Consider the following 2,449-nt stretch of genomic DNA (forward strand, 5'->3'; position numbering starts at 1 on the left):
CGAAAAGCCCCAGAGGCTCCAAGCGGCGGGCAGGCACATCGGTTGCCTGCTCGTCACCCCGAGCCATTCCAGCTGGGACCCTCTTCCCCCGGACGTTAGATTCCGCCGCTCCGTCCCCCGTAGAAGGAGTCGTCTTGAGAATCGCCGCCCTCACCCTCGCGGCCGCGCTCGCCACGGCCGGCTGCTCCCATACCCCCATGTCGAATCCCGAGCCCTCCTCCGCCCCCCAGGCCGAAGCCCGCCAGTCCCTCCCCGCCCCCGAGGGCTCCAAGGCCCTCTCGGGCTCCCTCGAGGCCTTCACCGCCGCCTGCTCGGCCGACCTGGACAGGGCCCGCGCGCGGATCGCCGCTCTCAAGTCCCTGAAGGCCACCGACGGCCAGGCCATCCTCGAGGCCTATGACACGGCCACGGGCGCCATCGGCACCGCCAGCAGCCGCTCCAGCCTCGCCCGCGAGGTCCACCCCGACGCCGCCTTCCGCGATGCCGCCCGCATCTGCGAGCAGCAGGCCGACACCCTCAACGTCGCCATCTCCCAGGACCGCGGCGTCTATGACGCCTTGAGCGCCGTGGACCTGGCGAAGGCCGACGCAGCCACCCGCTACTGGATGGAGCGCACCCTGCTCGACTTCCGCCGTGCTGGCGTGGACCGGGACGACGCCACCCGCGCGAAGGTGAAGGCACTCAACGAGGAGATCCTCAAGCTCGGCCAGACCTTCAACCAGAACATCGCCGAGGACGTGCGCAAGGTGGAGCTGGAGCCGAAGGAGCTCGCCGGTCTGCCCGAGGACTTCATCAAGGCCCACGCGCCGGGCGCCACCGGCAAGGTGGTCATCACCTCCAACTACCCCGACTACTTCCCCTTCATGACGTACGCCCGGGACGGCAAGGCGCGCGAGAAGGTGTGGCGGGCCTACCACCAGCGCGCCTACCCGAAGAACGTGGAGGTGCTCAACCAACTCATCGCCAGGCGCCACGAGCTGGCCACGCTGTTGGGCTACCCCACCTGGGCCGCGTTCGTCACCGAGACGAAGATGACGCGCACCCAGCAGACGGCGGCGGACTTCATCGACAAGGTGGCCGCCACCGCCGAGCAACGCGCGAAGCAGGAGTACGCGCAGCTGCTGGCCCGCAAGCAGAAGGACGACCCCAAGGCCACCGTGCTCGAGCCCTGGGACCAGGACTACTACGCGGACCGCGTCCAGGCCGAGCAACTCGGCTTCGACTCGCAGGCCCTGCGCGCCTATTACGAGTACGGGCGCGTGAAGAAGGGGGTGATGGACATCACCTCGCGCATGTGGGGCATCACCTACGTGCCGGTGAAGGACGCCTCCGTGTGGCACTCCGAGGTGGAGACCTACGACGTCACCGAGAACGGCGCGCTGCTGGGTCGCATCTACCTGGACATGCACCCGCGTGACGACAAGTACAAGCACGCGGCCCAGTTCGACGTCGTGGCGGGCCAGGCCGGCAAGCACTACCCGGAGGGCGCGCTGGTGTGCAACTTCCCGCGCCCTGGCGAGCTGATGACGCAGGACGAGGTGGAGACCTTCTTCCACGAGTTCGGCCACCTCTTGCACCACGTCTTCGCGGGCCGCCAGCAGTGGAAGGGCATCACCGGCATCTCCACCGAGTGGGACTTCGTGGAGACGCCCTCCATGCTGCTCCAGCAGTGGGCCGACACGCCCTCCGTGCTCCAGGAGTTCGCCCGCCACCACCAGACGGGGGAGACGATTCCCACCGCGCTGCTGGAGAAGCTCCGGGCCTCCAAGGAATTCGGCAAGGGCCTGTGGACGCGCCGGCAGATGTTCCTGGCCGCGGTGTCGCTGGACTACTACTCGCGCCAGCCGGGCTTCGACACCACCGAGGCGCTCAAGAAGCTCCAGGAGAAGTACAGCCCCTTCCGCCACGAGTACCGCGAGGGCACGCACTTCCAGCTCTCCTTCGGCCACCTGGAGGGCTATTCGGCCGCGTACTACACCTACGTGTGGTCGCTCGTCATCGCCAAGGACCTGGAGACCGAGTTCCAGAAGCACGGCTACCTGGACCCGGCCACCACGATGAAGTACCGCAAGACGGTGCTGGAGCCCGGTGGCTCCAAGCCCGCCGCCGAGCTGGTGAAGGACTTCCTCGGCAGGCCCTATGGCTTCGAGGCCTACCGCAACTACCTCGACGCGAAGTAGCGGGAGCGCCCCCCTGACGCATCTCCTGGAACGAGTTGATGCGTCGGGCCGGGCCTTCCAGTATGAACCGGCCCGGCCGGCTGGTTCGTCGCGAGGGGGCCCCATGGATACCGCTGAGATGTTGTTGCTCCGCATGGGAGCGGCTACCGAGAAGGACGTGCTGCTCGGCATCTTCTTCGACAGCTCGCTGGCCGCCCTCCGGCGGCTGCTGGGCGAGGCGGATGCCGAGGCCGTGCGCACGGACGTCTTCGGCAAGCGCAACCAGGTGA

Annotated in this window: 1 protein-coding gene; it reads left to right on the plus strand. The window is 68.2% G+C overall.

The window, feature by feature from the left end; all coding sequences use genetic code 11:
• The first annotated feature begins 134 nt into the window (after positions 1 to 134).
• Positions 135 to 2,180 (plus strand): M3 family metallopeptidase, encoded by a 2,046-nt coding sequence (locus VF794_RS08685; RefSeq protein WP_331108716.1) that lies wholly within the window; start codon positions 135 to 137, stop codon positions 2,178 to 2,180.
• Positions 2,181 to 2,449: the final 269 nt, after the last annotated feature.

Source organism: Archangium sp. (genome assembly GCF_036389735.1).
Taxonomy (GTDB): domain Bacteria; phylum Myxococcota; class Myxococcia; order Myxococcales; family Myxococcaceae; genus Archangium.